Source organism: Streptomyces sp. NPDC030809 (assembly GCF_055572195.1).
This window is the reverse complement of sequence record NZ_JBVIDV010000024.1, coordinates 123,395-131,688: the sequence shown is the minus strand read 5'-3', so window position 1 is coordinate 131,688 and position 8,294 is coordinate 123,395. Positions and strand designations below refer to the sequence as shown.

General features: G+C 72.6%; 3 protein-coding genes. 2 read left to right on the top strand and 1 reads right to left on the bottom strand.

Annotated features, from left to right (window positions below; translation table 11 throughout):
- Window positions 1-433: 433 nt before the first annotated feature.
- Together ACZ407_RS28235 and pulA are read left to right on the top strand one after the other, a co-directional pair.
- Window positions 434-2,173, top strand: a complete 1,740-nt coding sequence (locus tag ACZ407_RS28235) for a carbohydrate-binding module family 20 domain-containing protein (RefSeq protein ID WP_468133065.1) — start codon at window positions 434-436, stop codon at window positions 2,171-2,173.
- A gap of 128 nt (window positions 2,174-2,301) precedes the next feature.
- Window positions 2,302-7,662: a pullulanase-type alpha-1,6-glucosidase gene (gene pulA, locus ACZ407_RS28230; RefSeq protein ID WP_468133063.1), complete on the top strand. Its 5,361-nt coding sequence runs from the start codon at window positions 2,302-2,304 to the stop codon at window positions 7,660-7,662.
- 72 nt (window positions 7,663-7,734) lie between these two features.
- Here the strand turns inward: pulA and ACZ407_RS28225 are convergent, their stop codons facing one another.
- Entirely contained in the window at window positions 7,735-8,283 is a 549-nt protein-coding gene (locus tag ACZ407_RS28225) for a GNAT family N-acetyltransferase (RefSeq protein WP_468133061.1), read from the bottom strand.
- Window positions 8,284-8,294: the final 11 nt, after the last annotated feature.

Here is an 8,294-nt window from a genome sequence, read left to right as displayed (position 1 = left end):
GGGGGGGGGTGGGGTCCCCCCCCCCCAGAGCAACCCGGCTGGCGCCGGGCACCGGGCTCTGCCCGGACCCGCTCCTCAAACGCCGGAGGGGCTGGTGCTTGCCCGGTTGGGGGCTGGAATTCGCCGGGCCGGGTCGGCGCCTGGAGGGAGGGACCCGGGGGTGGGGGCGGGCGCGTGGGGTGCCGGGGCACCCCCGCCACCACCCCGCGGGCCGGGTGAACGTAACACTCGTGCAATCTCTTGCGTAAGTTGTTGCGACCAAAAAGCTGCACGGTTACGGCCAAGTATCCCCGCTGTGTCCAAGGGGTTGACGGCACGCCACCCGCCTCGTACGGTCGCGACCGCAAGAAGTTTCAGTCAACTTTCAATGCATCTCGGCCCCGCGGGCACGGCGCGTTGCCGCACGAGGCCCCTCTCCCGCCAGGAGGACCCCATGCCCGCACGCCCCCGCAGAGCCGGAGCAGGATCCGGAGCAAGAGCAGCAGCAGCCGCCGCCGCACTCACGCTCGCGGCCGCCGCCCTCACCGTCCAGGCCGCCCCCCGGGCCGCGGCCGCCGCACCCGGGCAGAAGGACGTCACCGCCGTCCTCTTCGAGTGGAAGTTCGACTCGGTGGCCAAGGCCTGTACCGACAGCCTCGGCCCGGCCGGCTACGGCTACGTCCAGGTCTCCCCGCCCCAGGAGCACGTCCAGGGCAGCCAGTGGTGGACCTCGTACCAGCCGGTCAGCTACAAGATCGCCGGCCGCCTGGGCGACCGCACCGCCTTCAAGAACATGATCGACACCTGCCACGCCGCAGGGGTCAAGGTCGTCGCCGACTCCGTGATCAACCACATGGCCGGCCAGGACGGCTCCGGCATCGGCACCGGCGGCTCCTCGTACTCCAAGTACAACTACCCCGGCCTCTACTCGGGCGCCGACATGGACGACTGCCGGGCCACCATCTCCAACTACCAGGACCGGGCCAACGTCCAGAACTGCGAACTGGTCCAGCTCGCCGACCTCGACACCGGCGAGGAGTACGTCCGCGCCCGCATCGCCGGCTACCTCAACGACCTGCTCTCGCTCGGCGTGGACGGCCTGCGCATCGACGCCGTCAAGCACATGCCGGCCGCCGACCTCGCCAACATCAAGTCCCGCCTGACCAACCCCAACGCCTACTGGAAGCAGGAGGCGATCCACGGCGCCGGCGAGGCCGTCTCGCCCAGCGAGTACCTCGGCACCGGCGACGTCCAGGAGTTCCGCTACGCCCGCGACCTCAAGCGGGTCTTCCAGAACGAGAACCTCGCCTACCTCAAGAACTTCGGCGAGGCCTGGGGCTACATGCCGGCCGGCCAGTCCGCGGTCTTCGTCGACAACCACGACACCGAGCGCGGCGGGGACACCCTCACCTACAAGGACGGCGCGGCCTACACCCTGGCCTCCGTCTTCATGCTGGCCTGGCCGTACGGCTCCCCGGACGTCCACTCCGGCTACGAGTGGACCGACAAGGACGCCGGCCCGCCGAACGCCGGCCAGGTCAACACCTGCTACACCGACGGGTGGAAGTGCCAGCACGCCTGGCGGGAGATCTCCTCGATGGTGGCCTTCCGGAACACGGCCCGCGGTCAGGGCGTCGTGAACTGGTGGGACAACGGCGGGGACCAGATCGCCTTCGGCCGCGGGGACAAGGCGTACCTCGCCCTCAACCACGAGGGCTCCGCGCTCACCCGCACCTTCCAGACCTCCCTGCCCGGCGGCGGCTACTGCGACGTGCAGAGCGGGAACCCGGTGACCGTCGACTCGGCCGGCCGGTTCACCGCCACCCTCGCCCCGCACACCGCGCTCGCCCTGCACGCCGGCGCCCGCACCTGCTCCGGCACCACCCCGCCGCCCGCCACCCAGACCGGCGCCTCCTTCAGCGTCAACGCCACCACGGCCCTGGGCCAGAACATCTACGTCACCGGCAACCAGGCCGCCCTCGGCAACTGGAACACCGGCAGCGCCCTCAAGCTCGACCCGGCGGCCTACCCGGTCTGGAAGCTCGACGTCACCCTGCCCGCCGGCACCGCCTTCGAGTACAAGTACGTCCGCAAGGACGCGAACGGGAACGTCACCTGGGAGAGCGGCGCCAACCGCACCGCCACCGTCCCCGCGAGCGGCAAGGTCACGCTCTCCGACACCTGGCGCAACTGACCTCCGCGCCCCGAGACCAGGGCCGCCCGGCACTCCGCAAGAACCCCGCCACCCGCCGGGCGGCCCTCACCCCTTCCCTCCACGCCTCCACCCCGCCTCCCCTCCGTCTGCTTCAAGGAGACCCTCCCTTGATACGCCCAGCCCTGCGCGCGGCGGCCGGCACGGTCGCAGCCGCCCTGGCGGTGACGCTCGCACCCGCCGTGCACGCGACGGCCGCGGCCGAGCCGCCCGCCCCGCCCTCGGACGCCCGCCTCGCCAAGCAGCCCGCCCGGCACGACCTGACCCGCGAGCAGTTCTACTTCGTCCTGCCCGACCGGTTCGCCAACGGCGACCGGGGCAACGACCGGGGCGGTCTGACCGGCACCCGCCTGGAGACCGGCCTCGACCCCGAGGACAAGGGGTTCTACCAGGGCGGGGACCTCAAGGGCCTCACCGAGCGGCTCGACTACATCAAGGGCCTGGGCACCACCGCCATCTGGATGGCGCCGATCTTCAAGAACCAGCCCGTGCAGGGGACCGGCAAGAACGCCTCTGCCGGCTACCACGGCTACTGGATCACCGACTTCACGCAGGTGGACCCGCACTTCGGCACCAACGCGGACCTCGGCCGGCTGATCGACGCCGCCCACCGCAAGGGCATGAAGGTCTTCTTCGACGTCATCACCAACCACACCGCGGACGTGGTCGACTACGAGGAGAAGTCCTCCACGTACCTCTCCAAGGGCGCCTTCCCCTACCTCACCAAGGACGGGGTCCCCTTCGACGACGGGGACTACGCCGACGGCAGGAGGAAGTTCCCCGCGGTCTCCGCGGAGTCCTTCCCGCGCACCCCCGTGGTCCCCGAGGCCAAGAAGGACCTCAAGGTCCCTGCCTGGCTCAACGACCCCGCGATGTACCACAACCGGGGCGACTCCACCTTCGCCGGAGAGTCCTCCGGCCAGGGCGACTTCGTGGGCCTCGACGACCTGTGGACCGAGCGCCCCGAGGTCGTCTCCGGCATGGCCGAGATCTACAAGAAGTGGGTCCACGACTTCCGGATCGACGGGTTCCGCATCGACACGGTCAAGCACGTCAACACCGAGTTCTGGACCCGGTGGGCCACCGCACTCGACGCGTACGCCGCGCAGCAGGGCCGCCCCGACTTCTTCATGTTCGGCGAGGTCTACTCGGCCGACACCGCCGTCACCGCGCCGTACGTGACCCGCGGCCGCCTCGACGCCACCCTCGACTTCCCGCTCCAGGACGCCATCCGCGGGTACGCCGCCCAGGACGCCCCGCCCGGCCGCCTCGCCTCCGTCTTCGCCGAGGACTACCGGTACACCACCGACAAGGCCAACGCCTACGAGCAGGTGACCTTCCTCGGCAACCACGACATGGGACGCTTCGGCAGCTTCCTCCGGCAGGACCGGCCGGGCGCGGACGAGGCCGAACTCCTCGGCCGCTACCGGCTCGCCAACGAGCTGATGTTCCTCTCCCGCGGCAACCCCGTCGTCTACTACGGCGACGAGCAGGGCTTCACCGGCGCCGGCGGGGACAAGGACGCCCGCCAGACCCTCTTCGCCTCGAAGACCGCCGACTACCTCGACGACGACCAGCTCGGCACCACCCGCACCCACGCGAGCGACGCCTACGACCCGGAGCACCCGCTCTACAAGCAGATCGCCGCTCTCGGAAAGCTGCGCCGCACGCACCCGGCCCTCGCGAACGGCGTCCAGACCGAGCGCCTCTCCCAGGGCTCCGTCTACGCCTTCACCCGCACCGACGCCTACACCGGCACGGAGTACCTCGTCGCCGCCAACAACGCGACCGGGCCGAAGACCGTCGAGATCCCGGTCGCCGGCCCGCCCGGCACCGGCTTCACCGCCCTGTACGGCACCACGGACCCCGCCCGCACCGGCGACGGCGGCAAGGTCACCGTCACCGTCCCCGCCCTCGGCTCCGTCGTCCTCAAGGCCGACGAGACCCTGCCCGCCCCGGCCGCCGGGCCCGCCCTGACCCTCACGGCCCCCGCCGCCGGCGCCACCGGCACCGTCGAGCTCACCGCGCAGGTCGACGGCGGCGGCCTCAACCGGGTGGTGTTCGCCGCCCAGACCGGCAACGGCCCCTGGCAGGTGCTCGGCTCCGCCGACCACGCCCCCTACAAGGTCACCCAGCACCTCGCCGCCCCGGCCGGCACCCCGCTGCGCTACAAGGCCGTGGCCGTGGACTCCGCCGGACGCACCGCGAGCGCCCTCGCCCAGTCCGTCGCCGGGGCCGTCCCGCCCAAGGAGGTCCCCACCGCCACCCAGCGCGACTACGCGGTGGTCCACTACAAGCGCCCCGACGGGGACTACGCCGACTGGCGCCTCTACGCCTGGGGCGACATCGCCGAGGGCGAGGCCACCCCCTGGCCCGAGGGCCACGGCTTCGTCGGCCGCGACGCCTACGGCGCCTTCGCGTACGTGCGCCTCAAGCCCGGGGCCACCTCCGTCGGCTACCTCGTCATCGACCGCAACGGCACCAAGGACGTCTCCGCCGACCGCACGATCGACGTCACGAAGACCGGGGAGATCTGGCTGGAGCAGGGCAAGGAGGCCGCCCGCACCGAGCGCCCCGACCTCCCCGCCCAGGACACCTCCAAGGCCGTCCTCCACCTCCGCCGCCCCGACGGCGCGTACGAGGGCTGGGGCCTGCACGTCTGGACCGGGGCCGCGAACCCCACCGACTGGTCCAAGCCCCTGATGCCCGCCCGCACCGACGCGTACGGCGCGGTCTACGAGGTCCCGCTCGCCCCGGGCGCGAGCTCCCTCTCGTACATCCTCCACAAGGGAGACGAGAAGGACCTGCCCGCCGACCAGTCCCTCGACCTGAAGGCCGCCGGCCACGAGGTCTGGCTGCTCGCCGGCCGGGAGAAGGCCCTGCTGCCGCAGCCCGCCGGCTCCGCCGCCGCCCTCGACCCCACCACCGCCAAGGCCGTCTGGCTGGACCGCGACACCGTCGCCTGGCAGGCCCCCGAGGCCGCCGCCTCCGTCCAGCTGCTCGCCTCCCGCGACGGTTCGCTGAAGGCCGAGAACGGCACGCTCACCGGCACCGCGAGCATGCTGCGCCTCACCAGGTCCGCGCTGACCGACGCCCAGAAGGCCACGTTCCCGCACCTCGCGAAGTACCCGGCCTTCACCGTGGACCCCCGCGACCGCGACCGGGTCCGCGAGGCCCTGCGCGGCCAGCTCCTCGCGAGCGCCCGGGCCGCCAACGGCGCCGTCCTGGCCGCCACCGGAGTGCAGCTCGCCGGAGTCCTCGACGACCTGTACGCCACCGGCGCCCCGCTCGGCCCGCAGTTCACCGCATCCGGGGTGAAGCTGTCCGTGTGGGCCCCCACGGCCCGCAAGGTCGCCCTGGAACTCGACGGCCGCACCCTCCCCATGACCCGGGACGGCGCGACCGGGGTCTGGTCCGCCGCCGGCCCGCGCACCTGGCGCGGCAAGCCCTACCGCTACGCCGTCACCGTCTGGGCCCCCAGCGTCCGGCAGCTGGTCACCAACCTGGTCACCGACCCCTACTCCACCGCCCTGACCACCGACTCGGCCCGCAGCCTGGCCGTGGACCTCGCCGACCCGGCCCTCAAGCCGGCCGGCTGGACCACCCTGAAGAAGCCCGCGGCCACCGGCATGGCCCAGGCCCAGATCCAGGAACTCCACGTCCGCGACTTCTCCGTCGCCGACCGCACCAGCAGCCACCCCGGCGGGTACCTCGCCTTCACCGACACCGGCTCGGCCGGCATGAAGCACCTGCGCGAGCTGGCCGCCGCCGGCACCTCGTACGTGCACCTGCTGCCCGCCTTCGACATCGGCACCATCCCCGAGAAGCCGGCCGACCGCACCGAGCCCGCCTGCGACCTGTCCGTGTACGCCCCCGACTCGCAGGAGCAGCAGGACTGCGTGGCGAAGGCCGCTGCGAAGGACGCGTACAACTGGGGCTACGACCCGCTGCACTACACCGTCCCCGAGGGCTCCTACGCGAGCGACCCCGAAGGCCCGGCCCGCACGGTCGAGTTCCGCAGGATGGTGCAGTCCCTCAACCGGACCGGGCTGCGCACGGTCATGGACGTGGTCTACAACCACACCGTCGCCGCCGGGCAGTCCGACAAGTCGGTCCTCGACCGCATCGTCCCCGGCTACTACCAGCGGCTCCTCGCCGACGGCTCCGTGGCCACCTCCACCTGCTGCGCCAACACCGCCACCGAGAACGCCATGATGGGCCGCCTCGTCGTGGACTCCGTGGTCACCTGGGCCAGGGAGTACAAGGTCGACGGCTTCCGCTTCGACCTCATGGGCCACCACCCGAAGGCCAACATCCTCGCCGTGCGCAAGGCCCTCGACGCCCTCACCCCGGCGAAGGACGGGGTGGACGGCAGGCAGATCGTCCTCTACGGCGAGGGCTGGAACTTCGGCGAGGTCGCCGACGACGCCCGCTTCGTGCAGGCCACCCAGAAGAACATGGCCGGCACCGGCATCGCCACCTTCTCCGACCGGGCCCGCGACGCCGTCCGCGGCGGCGGCCCCTTCGACGAGGACCCCCGCGTCCAGGGCTTCGCCTCCGGCCTGTTCACCGACCCCAACGGCGCCCCCGCCAACGGCAGCCCCGAGCAGCAGAAGGCCCGCCTCCTGCACGCCCAGGACCTGATCAAGGTCGGCCTCTCCGGCAACCTGGCCGACTACTCCTTCACCGACTCGGCCGGCCGGACCGTCAAGGGCTCCCAGGTCGACTACAACGGCTCCCCGGCCGGCTACGCGGCCGCCCCCGGAGACGCCCTCGGCTACGCGGACGCCCACGACAACGAGTCGCTGTTCGACGCCCTCGCGTACAAGCTGCCCGCCGGCACCACCGCAGCCGACCGGGCCCGCATGCAGGCCCTCGCGATGGCCGTCCCGGTCCTCTCCCAGGGCCCGTCCCTGAGCCAGGCCGGCAGCGACCTGCTGCGCTCGAAGTCCCTCGACCGCAACTCGTACGACAGCGGCGACTGGTTCAACGCGATCCAGTGGGACTGCCGGGCGGGCAACGGCTTCGGCCGCGGCCTGCCCCCGGCCGCCGACAACCGCGCCAAGTGGCCGTACGCCAAGCCCCTGCTGACCGGGGTGGCCGTGCCCTCCTGCACGGAGACCGCCGCCGCCTCGGAGGCCTACCGCACCCTGCTGGCGATCCGCACCACCGAGCCGGCGTTCGCGCTCGGCACGGCGGCCGAGGTCCAGCAGCAGCTGTCCTTCCCGCTGTCCGGCACCGCCGAGACCCCCGGCGTGATCACCATGGCCCTGGGCGACCTGGTCGTGGTCTTCAACGCCACCCCGCAGGAGCAGACCCAGCGGGCCGGCTCCCTCGCGGACCGGGCGTACCGGCTCCACCCGCGGCAGGCGGCGGGCGCCGACCCGGTGGTGAAGCGGTCCGCGTACGACCGCGAGACGGGCACCTTCACCGTCCCGGCCCGCACGGTGGCGGTCTTCACCCGCGGCTGACGGCCGCGGCACAGGGCGCAGGGGTGCCGGGTGGTGCGACCACCCGGCACCCCTCACGCCGTTCCCGCGCGGCTACTCCCCGCCGTCCACGGACCGCAGCACGTCGAGCCGCTTCTCCAGCAGGATCACCCCGTACACCCGGCCGTCCTTGCCCACCTTGTGCGGGAACTCGCCCACCACCCGGTAGCCGGCCCCCTGGTAGTACGCGAGCAGCCGCGGGTTGTTCGACTGGCAGTCCAGGCGGGCCCGTTCGCGCCGGGTCCGGGCGATCCGCCGCTCGGCGTGCTCCAGCAGCCGCCGCCCGGTCCCGGCCGGGGCCGTCTCCCGGTCCACCATCAGCCGGTGCACGTAGCCCGCCACGGGCGGCTGCACCCCCCAGGCCTCCTCGTCGGACCACCACAGTTCGTAGCCGCCGCAGACCCGCCCGTCCTCGTCCCGGGCCAGCCACACCTCGCCGTCGCGCATCCGCGCGCGGAAGTGCGCGGTGTCCTTCTCGCCGGCCTTCCACTGCTCGATCCCGCGGGCCCGCATCCACCGTGCGGCCCCGTCGTACAGGCGGACCAGGACGGGCGCGTCCTTCTCCTCCGCCTGCCGGAACACCAATCCCTCGTCAATGATCACGACGGGAATTA